We start from the raw sequence: 16,886 nt of genomic DNA on the forward strand, positions 1-16,886 counted from the left end.
GCGGCGTGCGGCGACATAGCATCTGCGTCGTCGGGCTGCTCGGCTGAGTGTGGCGGCGTATCCGGTGCAGTGATCCCGAACGTCGGACGGCCGGTGCGTCCCGTAAGCGGGGCCGCACCGGCCGTCGTCGTACGACGCAGCGTAGGGGTGGTGATCAGTCCTTACGGCCCTTGAGGCGCCGTACGTCGAAGGACCGGATGCCGCGTCCGTGGGTGGCGGCGTACAGCGTGCCGTCCGGGCCGAGGCGCAGCTGCATCACGGCCGTGGTGGGCAGGTCGTGCCCCAGGACCAGCCACTTCGTGGCGCCGGCGGGGCGGTAGAAGGTGGCCAGGTCGGTGCCGAGGGCGAGGCCGCCGTTCGGGAGGAGCTTGACCGTGTCGGCCGGGACGTCGGGCAGGTTGGCGGAGATGTCCGTCCAGTTCGCGCCGCCGTCCTTGGACTCGAAGACGTGGCCTACGCCCGCGCCGGGGCCCTCGGTCCACTTGCGGGAGAAGCCGTTGACCGCGACGTAGACGTGCTGGGCGTTGGCCGGGTCGATCTCGAAGCCGGAGATGTAGCGGTTCGGGATGCTGCCGTCGACCGGGAGGCTGAGCTGGTGCCAGCCGGTGCCGTCGGCGTTGCCGACCGCGATGCCCCGGGTGAAGCCCTGGTTGTTGCAGGGCCCGCACCAGCCGACGTACACCGTGCCGCCGGAGGATGCCACGGCCGTGGCCACATGGCCCTCGCCGAGGTCGTAGGCGTTCGTCCACTCCTTGCCGGAGCGGATGGCGAAGCCCTTGGTGTTCACCCACACGTGCCGGCCGCCGGCGATCCAGGTGTGGGTGTCCTTGGCGTCGGCGGCGATCGGCGCGATGAAGCGGGCGCCCGCGCCGCCGAGGTCCTTGTCCGGCGGGGCGACCTCGTACTCGGTGGCCTTCGACGGGTCCGTTGACCAGGAACCGTCGTTGACACCGCAGTTCTGGGTGACCCACATGTCCAGGTAGACGTACTCGGCGGCGATGTTGCAGCCGTTGGCGGGGTCGGTGATGGTGTCGCCGCCGTCACCGCCGAAGTTGGAGCCCATGACCTTGTCGTGGCCGCGCAGGATCGACTGGCCGTTGTCCTGGAGCCCGCCGGTCACCGAGACACCGCCATAGGTGAGGTCCTTGCCGACACCCACGGAGTAGTACTGCAGGGTGTCGAGGGTGCCGTCGCTCAGGGACTGCCAGTCCTTGGCGTGGCCGCCGGAGTCGACGGCGCCGTTCAGCGGGCGCCGGTAGATGCCGCCGTCGTTGCCGACATACGCCCAGGTCTTGCCCTTATAGCTGCCGACCGCGACCGCGTGCTGGTCGGAGTGGGTGGTGGGCGAGCAGTCGCCGGTCTGCTTGGCCGGGTCGTTGCTCCAGCAGGGGAAGGGGAAGTTCCAGTACGGGCCCGGAGTCGTCCAGCTCTGGCCGCCGTTCCTGGTCTCGAAGACCTCTTCCAGGCCGAGGTAGAGATGGTCGGCGTTGGCCGGGTCGACCTGGAGGAACTGGTTGTACCAGGACTGGATGCCCGGCATGTAGCCCGCGGTCTGCAGCGCCGACCCCGACGCCTTCAGCTTGGTGTAGTCCGCGATCAGCGTCCACGGCCCGAACGGCGAGCCGCTCTTCGACACGTACACGCCCTTGAGCCCGCTGTCCGGGTTCGCTGCCATCTGCGCCGGGGACTGGTCGATGGCGTACAGGCGCGAGCCGTCGGCCGCCGAAGCGAACGTCATGTTGCCGACGTCGGCACTGCTGGTGGGCAGGTCACCGAGCCCGCTGACCGGCTTCCAGCTGCCGTCGTCCTGCTTGGCGTACAGCCCGTTGTAGGTGTCACCGCCGCGCCAGCCGACCGCGAGAAGGACCTTGTTCGGGTCCTTGGGGTCGACGGCGATGTCGTTGGCGATGTTCTTGTACGGCGCGCTCGGGTCCTCCGCCTTCGAACCGCCCGGCAGATAGTCCGGGTTGGGGGCGAACTCGTGCGTCCACGGGCCGGACAGGGTGGTCGTGGAGTGCGACCAGACACCGGTGCTGGTCGCCGCCCAGACCTTGGTGCCGGCGAAGCGCAGGGCATGGATGACGGTGCTCTCCAGTTCGGCGCCGCCGACGCGGTCGCCGGGCTGGAACTGCCCGTGGCGTGGGTCCTTGAGGACGTAGACACCCGTACCGACGAAGGACGTCGCCCCGGTGTTGGACTCGCCCGTGGCGTACCAGAGCCGCTTCTGGCCGTCGAGGGAGAGGGTGCCGGTCGACAGGGACGGCAGCTTGTCGGAGATCGGCTTCCAGTGCCCGCCGCCGGTCGTCGAGCGGAAGACACCGCCGTTGGCTCCGCCCGCGTACACATAGCCCTGGTCGTCGGCGGCGATCCCGGTGATCCGGCCGGTCACGTCGCCCGCGCCGGCACTGGAGTTGGAGTTCACGTCGCGGTAGCGGGGATCGTCGGCGTTGTACACCTTCTTCGTGACGTGGTCCCAGCCGCCGCTCGTGTGCCGCATCGACTGCAGCTGCTGCCAGGCCGCCCCGTAGGCGCCGGGCGCGACCACACCGGGCGCGGTGCGCGCCTCGGTGAACTGGGCCGTCGACTCGGCGGAGTTCTCCGCCTCGTCGGCACCGCCGTCGTCACCCTCCGCGGCGAACGGGGACATTCCGTGGCCCGCGTGCACCGCCTTGATGTGCTGCCGGCCGATGGCGGCCTGGTGGCGCGCCTGCCAGGGCCGGGTTCTGGTGTCATGCGACGCCGCGAACGACTGAGTGCTTACCAGTCCGAACGCGGCGGCCACGACGGTGCAGGTTATGAACCGTCGCTGGTGCCTTGGGGGCAACATGCCTCTCCTCCCTGCGCCAGACGTATGGGGGTGTCCCGACGCAGGAGGGATCTTGGCGTGACCACAACAGTCACACAAAGGGTGCACAGGAAAAATGGGTGGGTGTTTACCTCACGGCACACATCAACCCGAACTTCCGTTCGCCGCGGGCGTTCAGGAGGGCCGGCCGCTGATCACCGGAGGATCCGGTGCGGCGGGGCCGCCTGGGGAACCGGCGCTCGCGGTGTGACTGTGGCCGCCGCGCTCGCCGGCCGGCACGGTCACTCGCTGACCTGCCGGGAGCGGCGCAGGAGAGGCAGAGCGGCAGCCAGGGCGAGGGCGGCCGCGCCGGACGCCAGAAGCGGGACGTGCCCGTCGGCGCCCCAGGCGAGTCCGGCCCACAGGCCGGCGAGGAGGATCGCGGCGCCGGTGGCGCCCTGGTAGAGGCCCTGGGCGGTGCCCTGTTGGCGGTCGGGGACGAGGGTGGAGATCCAGGCTTTGCCCACTCCGTCGGTGCAGGCGGCGAATCCGCCGTACAGGGGCAGGACGACGAAGACCAGCCAAGGCGCATGTGCATGGATGAGGCCGAGGCCGAGGTAGCCGACGGCGAAGAAGGCGAGGCCCGTTGCGAACACGAGGGGGCGGGACAGTCGGTCGGACAGGGCTCCGGCGGGGTAGGACAGGGCGGCGTAGGCGAGGTTGTAGACCGCGTAGGCCGCGACGACCCCGGCCGTGGACAGGCCCAGCTCGTGGGCGCACAGAAGGAGCAGCGCGTCGGGGAAGTTGATCAGGTTGAAGGCGGTCAGCGCGGCCAGGACGCGCCAGTACGGGCGGGGCAGGGATCGCCACGGAGTTCGTACGGCCTTCGCCTCATCGACGCCGCCCCGGGCGGGGTCGCGGACAGCCGCGACCAAGGCGACCGAGGCGACGGCCGGGATCACCGCGACCCAGAACAGCGGCCGCAGACGGTGGTCGAGGCCCTCGTACAGCGCGAGACCCGTCAGCGGGCCGACCACGGCTCCGGCGGTGTCGGCCGCCCGGTGCAGCCCGAACACCCTGCCGCGCTGCCCGTTCGGAACGCCGTCGACGAGGAGGGCGTCGCGCGGTGCGCCCCGCATGCCCTTGCCGAGCCGGTCGACCACGCGTGCCACCAGCACCAGGGGCCACACCGTGGCGAGGGCGACGAGCAGCTTGCCGACCGCGGCCAGACCGTATCCGGTGGCGATGAGCGGGCGGCGGGCGAACCGGTCGGCCAGACGTCCTGCGGCGACCTTGGTGAGGGACGCCGCCCCTTCAGCCAGCCCCTCGATGGCACCGACCACGGCGGGCGGCGCGCCGAGCGTCACCGTCAGGAAGATCGGCAGGATCGGGTAGAGGAGTTCGCTGGCGGCATCCTGGAGGAAGGACACCCCGCACAGCACTTTGACGTTGCGGGTCAGCCAGGACGGGCCTTGCGGTGTCCGCGTGGTCGGCGCGGTCACGGGCGGGTCTCCGGCCGTCGGCAGCCCCCGCAGGACGCCCGGTGCTCGCACCTCACGGCGCCGCCGCCGCACCGTGCGCGCGAACCGGAAGAGGCGACAGGGGAGCAGAACGACGGCCGGCACCGCGAACGTGCGCGGCGCCGGGCCGCCTGAGGCGTCCTGCCGGCGGCGCGGGCAGGCAAGCACGGGTCGTCGTCGATGACTGCCATGGCGGTTTCGCCACATGGCGCGCAGCCCGTGTGGCGAAACCCAGACATCGTGGGTGGTGAGGTCAGCGGACGTTGACCGTGAACACGGGGGACACCGCACCACCGCCGACCACGCGGAATTGCTTCTTGCCCTTGAAGCTCAGCTTGTCCCGCATTGCGTACGACGTTGCGTATGAGCCGTCCTGGGCGACGGTGGTGGCGTTCGGCAAGCTGACCCACTTGGCGCCCTGCTTGTTCTGGAGCGTCACCTTGGTGGCGGGCTTCAGGCCGGTCGACTTGCCAGTGATCATGAACGCCTCCCTTTCCTGGACGCTGCTGACGCTGGGCTTGGCGGTCAGTGTCGCCTTTGGCGTTACGGCACTGGCCGTCTGCGTGGTGGCCAGGGGGGCTCCGACTGCGGCGGTGGCACCCCCCGTCAGGAGAATGACGCCGAGAGTGCTTGCAGCGGCAAGACGGTACGCGCGGTTCATCGTGATTTCCCATCCAGTGCTTGGCGTTGAGGTGTTTCCTCGACGACAACAACGCCGGGCACGGCCGGTCAGTAGCTGAGCCGTACGAATGGTTCCCACACAATGCCGCCGGCGGCGGCCTGTCCTGAGGCGGAGGCCTGGGCGACGGTGCGCCCGCCGTCCATGCGTGGGCATGGAGTCCCGCACCGGCCAACGCCACCCCTTCCCAGCAACCCGAACCACAGATGCCGTCGGACGCCTCGGCTCCGATGACTCCCGCGACCCTCCGGAGTCGCCCAGAGTTTGTGAGCGGACGGTGCGGCATCAGCCTCGGCCGAAGCGCGGGCAGCGAAGCCGACTCCGGGAGGTTCTCGGTGGGGCCTTCACGATTCCGGAGAGCGCCGGAAGGCCAGGACCGTGTTGTGGCCGCCGAAGCCGAAGGCGTGGCTGACGGCGGCGTCCACCCGCTGCTCGCGGGCGGTCTTCGTCACCAGGTCCAGGGGCGGGATGTCGGGGTCGACGGCGTCCAGGTTGGCCGTCGGGGGGATCAGCTGGTGCTGGAGGGTCAGGACGGTGAGGGCCGCTTCGATGGCTCCGCTGGCGCCGAAGGTGTGGCCCAGGGCGCCCTTGGGGGAGGTCACGGCGGGGGCGTGGGGGAAGACACGGGCGATCAGAAGGCCCTCGATGGCGTCGCCGCGAAGGGTGGCGGTGCCGTGGGCGTTGATGTGGTCGATGTCGTGGGGCGCGAGACCCCCCTCCTGCAGGGCGGTGGTCAACGCCGCCTCGGCAACGCGGTGTTCGGGGTGCGGGGCCGTGACGTGGAGGGCGTCGCAGGTAGAGGCGCAGCCGGCCAGGGTCGCGCGCGGGGTGGCACCACGGCGCAGGGCATCGGCCGTGCGCTCCAGGACCAGTACCGCGGCGCCTTCGCCGAGGACGAAGCCGTCGCGGCCGGCGTCGAACGGGCGTGAGGCCGCGGCCGGGTCGTCGCGGCGGCGGGAGAGGGCACCCATACGGTGGAAGGCGGAGGCGAGCAGGGGGGTGGTGGCGGAGTCCGTACCGCCTGTGATCGCCACGTCACAGGCGCCGGAGGCGAGCAGGTCCCGGCCCAGGGCGATCGCGTGGGCGCCAGAGGCACAGGCGGAGGAGACGCCCAGGCTGGCGCCCCGTGCCTCCAGGGCCATGGACACCTCGGCGGCGGGCATGTTGAAGAGCACTTTCGGGACGAGGGTGGGCGGGACCGTGTCAGGGCCTTCCCGGAGCAGGTCGTGGTGGGCGTCCTCGCCGGAGCGACGGCCGCTCCAGCAGGTGCCGATGATCACGGCCACCCGGGTGCCGTCCCAGGTCGTGGGGTCCAGGTCCGCGTCGCGTACGGCCTCGCGGGCGGCAGCGACGGCGAGTTGGGTGCAGCGGTCCGTCCGCCAGAGTGCACGGTCGCCGAGGTGTGTCTCGGGGCGGAAGTCCGGTACGCGGCAGGAGAAGTCGACGGGCAGGCCGGCGAGGGCCGGATCGGGTGCGGCCGTCGAGGTTCCGGCGAGGACGCCCCGCCAGGTGGCCTCCGCGGCGGTTCCGGCGGGGGTGAGCATGCCGAGGCCGGTCACGGAGACGGCGGCGCGGGTCATCGGCATCCGGTCCTCGCCTCGGCCAGGGCGAGCAGTTCCCCGAGCGTGTTCCAGGTGGTCACCTCGTCCTCGCCGATCCGGATGCCCAGGTCCCGGTTGACGGTGTAGATCAGCTCGACGACGTCCAGCGACTCAAGGCCCAGCTCGGCCAACGGCTGTTCCGGCCGGAGCGCTTGGGGGAGCACTTCGAACTTGCCCGTGAGGGCGGCCGTCACGGTCTCCCGTGCGGAGGCTGTCGAGGTCATGGTGTTCCTCCCATTGTCCTTGGGCTGCGGTCGAATGTGTGGTCGCCGGTCTTCGCCACGCAGTGGAGCACGCCCCGCAGCCGGTCGAAGAAGTCGGCGATGCCGGTTTCCGCGGACTCGGTTCCGGGATACCGTGCGGTCAGCCACAGGCCGTCGTGGGTGCGGTGGACCCAGATGTTCACCTTGCTGCCGCGGGTTCTCATCCGGACCACGGTCCGGGCGTTCCACTCGGGCCATTGCCGCACGCCCGGGATCACGCGAGTGTCGATGAAGGAGACGAACGGGAACACCTCGGGCATCCGGCGCTCCAGTTCCTCGCTGATCCCGAGGATCTCGGCGATCCTCACGATCGGTACGCGGCCGGAGCGCAGGGCCGTCCCCAGGGAGTGGTGCGCGCCGGGTACCAGTTCACGGAAGCTGCCCGCCGTGCCGAGGCTGATCTCGACCGGGGCGAGCCCGACGTACCACCCCATCGAGTGCAGCAGCTCCGGCCGGGAGCGGGTGTGCACCGGCATCACCGTCCGGTAGACGGGCTCGCCCGTGATGTCGTACGAGACAGCGGCCAGGCCCGCGAACAGACCGGCGAGGAAACCGCCGTGCGCCAAGTGGCAGACCTCCTCGACCGCGTCGGCCTCGGCGGCGTCCAGCAGCCGTACGTCCAACTTGGCATGCGTCAGCAGTTCACCGTCGGCGACACCGAGGTCGAGCGGGAAGCGGAACAGCCGGTCTCCGCCACCTTCCAGGAATCGGCTCCAGTGCCCCACGGCCGGATGGCCGGCGCCGATCCGCCGGGCAGCGGCACGCTCGTCCAGGCCGAAGTCCACATAGCTGCCGGCCGGAGGGAGGGCGGTCGGCCGTCCCCCGGCGAGGGCGGCGCCGTACAGGTGCTGCCATTCGGCGACGGCCGTCATGACCGAGTAGCCGTCGGCGTGGGCGTGGTCCATGGCCACGAACACCGTGGTGGAATCGTCCCGTTCGACGGTCTCCACCACGTGACTGGGTCTGCGGAACGCGCCGACGGCCGCGTCGATGCGGACCTGGAGGCGGCCGGGAATGTCGTCCCCGTCGGAGAGCTTCCCCACCACCGTGTCCCGCACGGACACCGTGGCGGGTGGGATCGAGAAGCGCTCCACCCCGGTGACCGCCATGCGGAAAGCGCTGCGCAGCGTGTCATGGCGTACGACCCAGGCTCGCAGCGTCTCACGGAACGCCTCGGCGTCCAGCGGGCCGGGAAGCTCGAAGCCGAACCCGATCCACGGCGGGACCCCCAAGCCCCGCTCGGTGAGCTTGGAGACGGATTTCAGGTGCCATTCCTGGTTGTACGACGCCGGCACGGCCTCCCCGGCCGCCCGCGCCGCCTCATGGAAGGGGCTCTCGTCCAGCCGCCATTCCCTGAGCAGCCCGGGCCGCACACGGCACTCCGACAGCGTGGCGATCAGCACCCGTACCCCCCGGCCCGAGTACGCTCCACGCCCACCCGACCTCTCTCGAACTTCGCATCACCGCTCTGCCTGCCCGAGCACGGACGGCCCCACGCCTGCCGGGCGCATCTCATACACAAAGGGGTGAGTCGACCACACAAAGGGATGAGTCGACCTCGAAGACAACCGAGGCGGCGGCGAGCCACCATGCCTGGCCGGTGGCGCGGAACATCCAGGCCGGCCCCGCCAACAGCATGGGCATGCCGATCACCAGGGGAACGGTCGCGCGCTTGGGCGGCACGTCGAACCGGAGTGCCACGCCGGTGCGCTGCCTCCAGGATCGGGCGGCGACCGCGAACAACGCCAGGTACGCCACGGTGATGATCAGCGGCACTGCCGTCCAAGCCGCCTTCGGCAGCAGCCACCGGACCGGTAGCGGTCGGGGAGGCACGGTGGTCCAGGGCACGCGATTCCGCCTGGGCGGCGTAGAACCTGTGGGCGGCCGCCCTCCACGCGCGCGCCGACGCGCCCCCGGTCCCCGGTTCCCGATCCCCGGTCGACGGCGTGGGCGGCGCGGGTGGCGGAGAACAGTGAGCCGGGGCGCGACCGCAGGGTGCGCGACGGATCCGGAGGGCGGCCCGGCGAGGCGTGTACTAACGCTTCGCCCGCGGCCCGGCCGCCTGCTGACGAGCGGGGCGGGCGGGGCCAGTGGGACCGGCGGGGCGAGCGAAAGTCCTGCACTCGGGGTTCCGGCACGGCCCGGGCCCCCATACCGGCACCCAGACGCCCAGAGTCTTGTGCCGCCGGACGACCGCCTCCACGGGCTGCCCGCAGACAGGGCAGAGGTGTTCTTCACCGTCCATGCCTTCAGGTTAGGGTCGACCGGCTCGCCGCGCTCCTTGTACAGCCTCTTACGCAAGGGACTTCAAGGGCTCCTAGGAATGTTCGCCGCCTGCGGAAGAACGGTGGCCGTGGCCGGTCCCGCCGACGGATTCATGGGTGGGGCTCCTTTGGGGGTCCGCGTGGTGGGTCAGCACCTTCATGATCTCCGAGGCCAGTACGTCCGACAGAGCGGGCGCGAGAGCTTCTGCCAGTGCGGTCGCGAGGGTCTGCGCGAAGAGCACCCTTTCGAGTTCCGAGGAACGGGAGGGCGGCTGCGACAGGGATGCCACGGCCGCTTCCATCAGGGCTCCCGCCAGCGGGTCCTTTCCGTGCCTGACGCCGATGCCGGTATGGAGCATTCCGGCGTCACGCACCATTTCATCGAAGATCTCGTCGATGAAGCTCTCCAAGGGGTCCCGTTCCGATTGTCCGCCGGACTCAGCTGCCATGGTCGTTCCTCATGTCCTTATGTCCTCATGTCTCGATTTCCCTATGGGACCTGCCCCCCGATTCCGGCGACTGCGGGGATCCGGGGGGCAGGGGTGTCGCCGTTTCCGTTCAGCGGCGCATCAGCGCGGCGAGCAGAAGCGGATGCTCGATCAGCGACTCACCGCGCTCCTCACGACGACGGCGCATGAGCGCCGCCAGCAGCAGCGGATGCCCGATGATCGACTCCTCACCCCCCTCCTCACGACGACGGCGCATGAGCGCCGCCAGCAGGAGGGGGTGCTCGATCAGCGACTCACCGCGCTCCTCACGACGACGGCGCGTGAGCGCCGCCAGCAGCAGCGGATGCTCGATGATCGACTCCTCACCGCGCTCCTTACGGCGGTGCATGAGCGCGGCGAGGAGAAGCGGGTGCTCGATGACCGACTCCTCACCACGCTCCTCGCGGCGGCGCGCGAGCGCGGCAAGGAGAAGCGGATGCTCGATGACCGACTCCTCGCCCCCCTCCTCACCACGCGCCAGAAGCGCGGCCAGCAGAAGCGGTCCGAAGGCGGATTCCTCACCCAGCTCTTCCTGGCCCACCCCGGCCTTTTCTCGAGTGGGGGTCTCCGTCGTAGCCGTCATGACTCTCTCTTTCTTTGACGCATGACTCGGCGGAGTGTTCGGCTGTCACCAGCTTCGCGCTCCGCCCTTCAGCGCCATCGTCAAGGCGCGCGAAGGCGGCCGCACTTCGATCATGGGGCAGTCGGCCGCGCGATTCCCGACAACTCGCGGTATTCGAAAACGACGGTTACGGTGCGCAGAAGTGAGCGACCCGCGGTCGAGTTTTCGCCGCACCGGGTCTCGAAGCCGCAGGTCAGCGGCGTGACGCGGTTTTTCTCGTCTGGATCTGTGCCGACGGCCACAGCGAGCGCGATACGCGTAGGCTCATACTGAGCCATGACAAAGCCTGCTGCACCGAAGCGTCATTTGCCCACCAGTCCCTTCAAGGCCCCGGTCGCACCGGCACCCAAGCACTTCGCCGTGGGTGACCAGGTCACACATGACGTGTACGGCCTTGGCCGGGTGATCGGCATCGAGGACGGAATCGCGGCGCTCGTGGATTTCGGCTCGGCGCGCATGCGGATCTTGAGCCCGTACGCCAAGATGACCAAGCTGTAGGACCGCTGTGCCCGGTCACGGCACACCAGGCCCCTTGGGGGACCTGTATGGAAAGAGAGACCTCTCATCGATCTGACGCCGCTGTTCTCCGCCCCGGACGGGAAGCCCCGCTACTCCACCGCGGCATCGCCGCCTCCGGCGAAAAACCCCTTCCAGGCCCCTGACTTCGAGGAAGAGGAGACGTTGCCGCTCGATGGCGCACAGGAGCCCGACTCGGGCATGCGTGCGGCGCGACCCGAGGCAGCCTAGCTCCACGAGCGACGGTGGCTGCGGCAACCGGCTGCGGGCCGTCACCGCCGCTGCGGTGAGGAGCGCGGCTGTCTCGGTCTCCGTCTCATCCAGTCCCGTTCACCGTGCACACGCCTGCACACGGTCGGGCCACCAACCAACGAATGTGTCCGCCGGACAAGAGCCTACGGCCGGAGCCTCTGGGGCGTAAGTGCGCCTGCCAGAGCCTGCCCCGGACATGGTCGCGCCGGACGGCGTCGGCCTGGAGGTGCCGGCCGGCAAGGTGATCGGTGTGCTCGGGCCGAACGGGGCGTGGGTCACCGGGCCGCCGTGGCCGGGCTTCTGACGGACCGTTAGTTACGGACGTCGCCCGCCGGCTGTGGGCCGTGTCCGGGGAACTGACCGGCGTTGCCGTGCGGTGAGTGGCTGTCGGTGGGGCTACGCGGTGGTGGGAAACGGGGGCAGGGGGCTCTCGTAGAGCCAGGAGTGCAGGAGTGGTGGGGCCAGGTGGGGTGAGTTGTGTGTGGCGTGGGTGATGAAGGCGGTCGTGGTGGCGCTGGCGCCGCCGTGGGCCTCGTGCCAGGTGCGCAGCAGCGGGAAGAAGCGGGCGTCGCCCAGGGCGAGACGGAGGGCGTGCAGGGTGCAGGCGCCGCGGGTGTAGACGCGGTCGTCGAAGATGCGGTGCGGGCCCGGATCGGCGAGGACCAGGTCCTGCTTGCGGCGGTGGAGGCTCCGCCATTCGGCACGGGCGATGGTGTCGGCGGAGTCCTCGCCGATGTGTTCGGACCACAGCCACTCGCCGTAGGTGGCGAAACCCTCGTTCAGCCAGATGTCGCGCCAGTCGCACAGGCTGACGCTGTTGCCGAACCACTGGTGGGCGAGTTCGTGGGCCACCAGTGTCTCCGAGCCGCGGGCGCCGTCGATGTGGTTGCTGCCGAACACGGGCAGGGTCTGGTTCTCCACCGGTTGGTCGACCTCCGCGTCGACGACGACGGCGCCGTAGGTCTCGAAGGGATAGGGGCCGAACCAGCCGGTGAACGCGGCCAGCATCTCCGGTTGCCGGGCCAGGTCGTGGCGGGCCTCGCGGGACAGGTGTGCGGGGTAGTGGTTGCGTCCGGTGATCGTTCTGCCGGACGCGCTGTCCACGGCCCGCCAGGTCTGGTGCGCGAAGCGGCCGGTGTAGAGGGCGGCGAGGTAGGGGGCCATGGGGCCCGGGTGGTGGTACGTCAGGCACTCGCCGGTTCCGGTGGCGCGCCGTTCCCGCAGGGTGCCGTTGGCGAGCGCGTGGTGGCCGTGCGGGACGGTGATCCGGAAGGTGTAGGCGGCCTTGTCGTCGGGGCGGTCGTTGCAGGGGAACCACGAGGGCGCACCGAGCGGTTGGGAGGCCACGAGGGTGCCGCCGTGCCGGTCGCCGGTACGGTCCCAGCCGATCTGTCCGAACGGCGAGCCCACCGGGGCCGGCCGGCCCCGGTAGCCGACCTCCACGGTGAACCGGGTGCCCGCGGGGAGCGGGTGCGGGCTGGGCAGGTACACCTTGTGGCCGCGCTGCCTGGGGCGCACCGGAGTTCCGTCGATGCGGGCGGTCCAGGCGGTCAGGTGGGCGAGGTCCAGTTCCACCTGGCGCAGCGGCCGGGCGGCCACGGCGTGCAGGTACGCGCGCCCGTCGAGGCTGCCGCCCGCCGGATCGTAGGTGAGATGCAGGTCGTAGGAGAGGGTGTGGTGGTCGTACGTGCCGTGGTGCGAGAAGTAGCGGTCGTCCGGCCCGGCCGCGTCGCCGAGACCGTCACAGACGGCCGCGGCGAGCGGGATCACGGCCGCGCCCCTGATCAGGGTGCGACGGCTGCAGCGGGTCACGCGGCCGCACCGCCCTCGGCGAGCGGTGGTGCGGGGTGTACGGCGGGTTCGCCCGCGATGGGGTTGCCGGCCCAGCGGGTGCCGGCGGGCACCGTCTCGCCGCGCATCACCAGCGAGGCGGCGCCGATGGAGGCGCCCGCACCGACCGTGGTCCCGGGCAGCACGATGCCGTGCGGGCCGAGCGAGGCACCGTCGGCCAGGCGCACGGTGTCCATGCGCATGATGCGGTCGTGGAAGAGGTGGGTCTGCAGCACACAGCCGCGGTTGACGCTGGCGCCGTCGCCCACCGTGACGAGGTCCGTCTCCGGCAGCCAGTAGGTGTCCAGCCACGCGCCGCGTCCGATGCGTGCGCCCAGGCTGCGCAGCCACCAGTTCAGGACCGGGGTGCCGAGGAAGGCGCCGGCCATCCAGGGCACGGCCAGCGACTCCACGAACGTGTCGAAGAGTTCGTTGCGCCACACGAACGACGACCACAGCGGATGCTCACCGGTCCGGAAACGGCCGACCAGCAGCCACTTGGCGCAGGTGGCCGTCAGCAGCGCCACCAGGCCCGCGGCCAGCAGCAACGGGGCGCCGACGAGAGCCGCCAGGGCCAGACCGCCCTGGGTGAAGGCGTCCTGTTCGCCGAGCAGCACGCATTCGGCGAGGGCCGTGCCCGCCATCAGCGGCAGCACGCGGCACGTCTCCACCAGGGCGCGGGCCACCAGCAGCCGCCGGGGCGGGGCGAACGTGCGCTGCGGATCGGCGGCCGTGGCCACCCGCGGCAGCGGCAGCGCCGGCCGCCCGAGCCAGGACATGCCCTCCTCGCCGTGCGCGGGCATGTCGGAGAGCACGCCGACCAGGCTGTGGTCGGGCACCGTACGGCCGGGTCCGACGATGCCGGAGTTGCCGACGAACGCCCGTCGTCCGATGCGCACATGACCGAGCCGCAGCCATCCGCCGCGTACCTCGAAGGGGGCGACGAGCGTGTCGTCCGCGAGGAACGCACCGTCCTCGACGTGCAGCAGCGACGGCAGCGGCAGCACCGTCGAGATCTCGGCGTGCCGTCCCACGCGCGCCCCGAGCAGCCGCAGCCAGTGCGGCGTGGCGAGGCTCGCGTACAGCGGGAAGAGGCTGGAGCGGGCGCCGTCGAGCAGCCGGGTGACCAGCCACACCCGCCAGGCCACCCCGCCGTCCACGCGATGCACACCCGGTGTGATCCCCCGGCTCAGGCCCCGCACCAGCAGCGCGAGGACCAGCACCGAGGAGAAGGCCGTCATGACGGTGAACAGCGGGACGGCCGCCAGCAGGCGCAGTGCCACGGTCTGCAGGGTCGATGCGTCGCGCACCAGCCGGTACCCCACCCACAGGCCCGGCAGGGAAGCCACGAACGACACCAGCGGCAGGACGGTCAGGGACCCGGCGTAGGCGATGTGCCACCGGCGTCGGGCCCGCTGCGGCGGGGCGGGCCACCCCGCGCCGTCGAGGCGTTCGGTCTCGTCCGCCGGGCGGGCCGGCGAGCCCGCCCAGCACGCGCCGTCGGGGACCCGTCCGTCCAGGCAGGCACCGGACGTGAGTTCCGCGTCCCGGCCGACCACGGCGCCGGGCAGCAGCATGCTGCGATGCCCCACGCGCGCGCCCGCGCCCACGGTCACCGGCCCGACGTGCAGCGTGTCACCGTCCAGCCACCAGCCGGAGATGTCCGCTCCGGGCTCTACGGCGCACCCGTCACCCAGCTCCGCCAGTCCCGTCACCGGCGGCATCGCGTGCAGGCTCAGGTCCCGGCCGGTCGTGCAGCCCAGCACCCGGGCGTACCGGGCGGCCCAGGGCGTACCCAGCAGGGACGGGACACCGAACGCGGCCACCGCCCGTTCGGCGCTCCACAGGCGCAGATGGACGCTGCCGCCGCGCGGGTGGGCCCCGGGGCGGACGGAACCGGTCAGCGCACGGGCCAGGCCCGCCCCGATCAGGCAGCGTGCCGGGGCGCTGAACAGCACCACCCACGCCACCGCCACGAGCCACCACGGCGTGTGGGGCGCCCAGGCGCGCGGCGAGTACCAGTCGAGCACGTTGTCCGCCACGGCCAGTCCGGTCAGGAAGCGCAGCCCGGCCACCCCGTACAGGGCCGTCTGGACCAGGCCCTGCACCACCGCGGCGCGGCGCGGCACGGGCCGCACCGGCCGTGGCTCCTCGGCCGCAGGGGCCAGCGTGTCCAGATGGCCGGCCATGTCGCGCAGCACCGGGTGCCGGTACAGATCGGCGACCGAGACACCGGGATGGTGCCGGCGCAGCAGCGACGCCATGCGCGCCGCGGTCAGGCTGGTGCCGCCCAGGGCCGTGAAGTCGCTGTCCGGGCCGGGGCGTACGCCCAGCAGTTCCTCCCAGACGTCCGCGAGCCGCGCGGCCGTCCCCGCGAGTTCCGCGGCCGGGCCGACCGGACCGCCGTCGGCCCGTGACCCGTCGCCTCGCGCCCCGTCGCGCTGGGCGGGCAGCGGCCAGGGCAGTGCCTTGCGGTCCACCTTGCCCGACGTACGCGTCGGCAGCTCCGCGACCTCGGCCAGCACCGGCACCAACTGCTGCGGCAGCCGCTCCACGAGCAGTGCGCGTGCCTTGTCGGGCTCGAAGGCCGAGCCGCCGGCCGGATTCAGCTCGGGCATCACATAGCCGACCAGCACCTGGGTCCCGGCCGGTGTCGTCTGCACGGCCGCCGCGGCGCCGCGCACACCCGGCAGGTCGCTGAGCGCCGCGTCCACCTCACCGAGCTCGACACGGCGGCCGCCCAGCTTGACCTGGTCGTCGGCGCGCCCGACGAAGACCAGGCCCTCGGCGTCGGCGCGCACCAGGTCACCCGTGCGGTACGCGCGTTCCCAACCCAGCGCCGGGCAGGGCCGGAAGCGGTCGGCGTCCTTGACGGGGTCGAGGTAACGGGCCGTGCCGGCACCGGCGATGACCAGCTCGCCCTCCGCCCCGAAGGGCACCGGGTCGCCGGCCGCGTCCACCACGGCCAACTCCCAGCCGTCCAGGGGCAGTCCGATCCGCACCGGCTCGCCCGGTTCCAGCGGAGCGGCACACGCGACCACCGTGGCCTCGGTCGGCCCGTAGGTGTTCCACATCTCCCGGCCGGGTGCGGCGAACCGGTCCACCAGCCCCGCGGGGCACGCCTCGCCGCCCAGGATCAGCAGCCGCACCCGGCGCAGCGCCTCGACCGGCCACAGCGCGAGGAGGGTCGGAACCGTCGACACGGCGGTGATGCCCCGCTCGACCAGCCAGCCGCCGAGCTCGTACCCGGCCCGCACCAGCGAGCGCGGGGCCGGCACGAGACAGGCGCCGCTTCGCCACGCCAGCCACATCTCTTCGCAGGAGGCGTCGAAGGCGACGGACAGCCCCGCCAGCACGCGGTCACCGGGGCCCAGCGGCCGCTCCCGCAGGAACAGGCCCGCTTCGGCGTCCACGAAGGCCGCCGCAGACCGGTGGGTGACGGCGACGCCCTTCGGAGCGCCGGTCGAGCCGGAGGTGAAGATGATCCACGCGTCGTCGTCCGGTCCCGGGCCGGGCGTCATCTGTCCGGACATCATCTGTCCGGGCGTCGTGTGTGTGAGCGGGATCTGTCCGGGCGTCATGTGCCGCCGCGTCGTACGGCCGTCCGCCGTGGCGGCCCCGACCGGCTCGACGAGTTCCGCGGCCTGTGCGTGGGGACCCAGGACGGCGCAGACGCCCGCTTCCCGGAAGACCGTGGCGGCCCGCTCCTCGGGGTCGTCCGCGTCCACCGGTACGTAGGCGGCGCCGCACCTCAGCACCGCCAGGATCGACAGGTAGAGCTCCGCCGTACCCGACGGCACCCGTACCCCGACCCGGTCACCAGGGCCTATGCCCCGTCCCGCCAGCTCCCGCGCCCGGCGTGCCGTCTCCTCGCGCAGCTCACGGTAGGAGAGGACCTCCGTCCCGGTGTCCAGTGCGGGCGCCTCGGGGAACGCGGCTGCCGTCGCGTCCAGAACGGCGATCAGCGTCCGGGGCGCGGCAGCCTCCCCAGCGTGGTAGACGGCGCGGCCGGCCAGTGCCGTCGACGGCCCGGAAGGAGATCTTTCCAAGGACCAAGACATCAATA

13 protein-coding genes are annotated in these 16,886 nt (G+C 71.7%); 1 reads left to right on the forward strand and 12 read right to left on the reverse strand.

The features are described from left to right. Positions 1 to 154: 154 nt before the first annotated feature. From AB5L52_RS20930 to AB5L52_RS20975, 10 genes are all read right to left on the reverse strand, one after another. Positions 155 to 2,827, reverse strand: a complete 2,673-nt coding sequence (locus tag AB5L52_RS20930) for a WD40/YVTN/BNR-like repeat-containing protein (protein ID WP_369365570.1) — start codon at positions 2,825 to 2,827, stop codon at positions 155 to 157. A gap of 260 nt (positions 2,828 to 3,087) precedes the next feature. After that, entirely contained in the window at positions 3,088 to 4,287 is a 1,200-nt protein-coding gene (locus tag AB5L52_RS20935; protein WP_369365572.1) for an MFS transporter, read from the reverse strand. A 271-nt stretch (positions 4,288 to 4,558) separates the two neighbouring features. Beyond that, entirely contained in the window at positions 4,559 to 4,786 is a 228-nt protein-coding gene (locus tag AB5L52_RS20940; protein WP_369365575.1) for a hypothetical protein, read from the reverse strand. 542 nt (positions 4,787 to 5,328) lie between these two features. Further along, positions 5,329 to 6,564 (reverse strand): beta-ketoacyl synthase, encoded by a 1,236-nt coding sequence (locus AB5L52_RS20945; protein WP_369365577.1) that lies wholly within the window; start codon positions 6,562 to 6,564, stop codon positions 5,329 to 5,331. Further along, positions 6,561 to 6,809 carry an acyl carrier protein gene (locus tag AB5L52_RS20950; protein ID WP_351017386.1) on the reverse strand — a complete coding sequence of 83 codons (249 nt, stop codon included), beginning with the start codon at positions 6,807 to 6,809 and terminating at the stop codon, positions 6,561 to 6,563. Before AB5L52_RS20950 ends, AB5L52_RS20945 begins: the two co-directional genes overlap by 4 nt. Then, a complete protein-coding gene (locus AB5L52_RS20955) occupies positions 6,806 to 8,251 on the reverse strand; it encodes a condensation domain-containing protein (protein ID WP_369365579.1) in 1,446 nt (481 codons plus the stop codon). Before AB5L52_RS20955 ends, AB5L52_RS20950 begins: the two co-directional genes overlap by 4 nt. 109 nt (positions 8,252 to 8,360) lie before the next feature. After that, entirely contained in the window at positions 8,361 to 8,624 is a 264-nt protein-coding gene (locus AB5L52_RS20960) for a hypothetical protein (protein ID WP_369365581.1), read from the reverse strand. A gap of 259 nt (positions 8,625 to 8,883) precedes the next feature. Then, the gene (locus AB5L52_RS20965) at positions 8,884 to 9,093 is read right to left on the reverse strand and encodes a hypothetical protein (RefSeq protein ID WP_351566516.1); all 210 of its coding nucleotides are present in this window, start codon (positions 9,091 to 9,093) and stop codon (positions 8,884 to 8,886) included. Positions 9,094 to 9,165: 72 nt separating this feature from the next. Then, positions 9,166 to 9,522, reverse strand: a complete 357-nt coding sequence (locus tag AB5L52_RS20970) for a hypothetical protein (RefSeq protein WP_351017374.1) — start codon at positions 9,520 to 9,522, stop codon at positions 9,166 to 9,168. A gap of 148 nt (positions 9,523 to 9,670) precedes the next feature. Beyond that, the gene (locus AB5L52_RS20975; RefSeq protein WP_351017371.1) at positions 9,671 to 10,183 is read right to left on the reverse strand and encodes a hypothetical protein; all 513 of its coding nucleotides are present in this window, start codon (positions 10,181 to 10,183) and stop codon (positions 9,671 to 9,673) included. Positions 10,184 to 10,498: 315 nt separating this feature from the next. Between AB5L52_RS20975 and AB5L52_RS20980 the strand changes: the two genes are divergently transcribed. Further along, a complete protein-coding gene (locus AB5L52_RS20980) occupies positions 10,499 to 10,720 on the forward strand; it encodes a hypothetical protein (RefSeq protein ID WP_351017369.1) in 222 nt (73 codons plus the stop codon). Between the two features lie 666 nt (positions 10,721 to 11,386). Here AB5L52_RS20980 and AB5L52_RS20985 read toward each other — a convergent pair. Next, the gene (locus tag AB5L52_RS20985; protein ID WP_369365586.1) at positions 11,387 to 12,802 is read right to left on the reverse strand and encodes a M1 family metallopeptidase; all 1,416 of its coding nucleotides are present in this window, start codon (positions 12,800 to 12,802) and stop codon (positions 11,387 to 11,389) included. Further along, complete coding sequence (locus AB5L52_RS20990) at positions 12,799 to 16,869, reverse strand: Pls/PosA family non-ribosomal peptide synthetase (RefSeq protein ID WP_369365588.1); 4,071 nt, start codon at positions 16,867 to 16,869, stop codon at positions 12,799 to 12,801. The genes AB5L52_RS20985 and AB5L52_RS20990 overlap by 4 nt, the downstream gene beginning before the upstream one ends. Positions 16,870 to 16,886 lie beyond the last annotated feature (17 nt).

The organism is Streptomyces sp. CG4 (assembly GCF_041080655.1).
GTDB lineage: Bacteria > Actinomycetota > Actinomycetes > Streptomycetales > Streptomycetaceae > Streptomyces.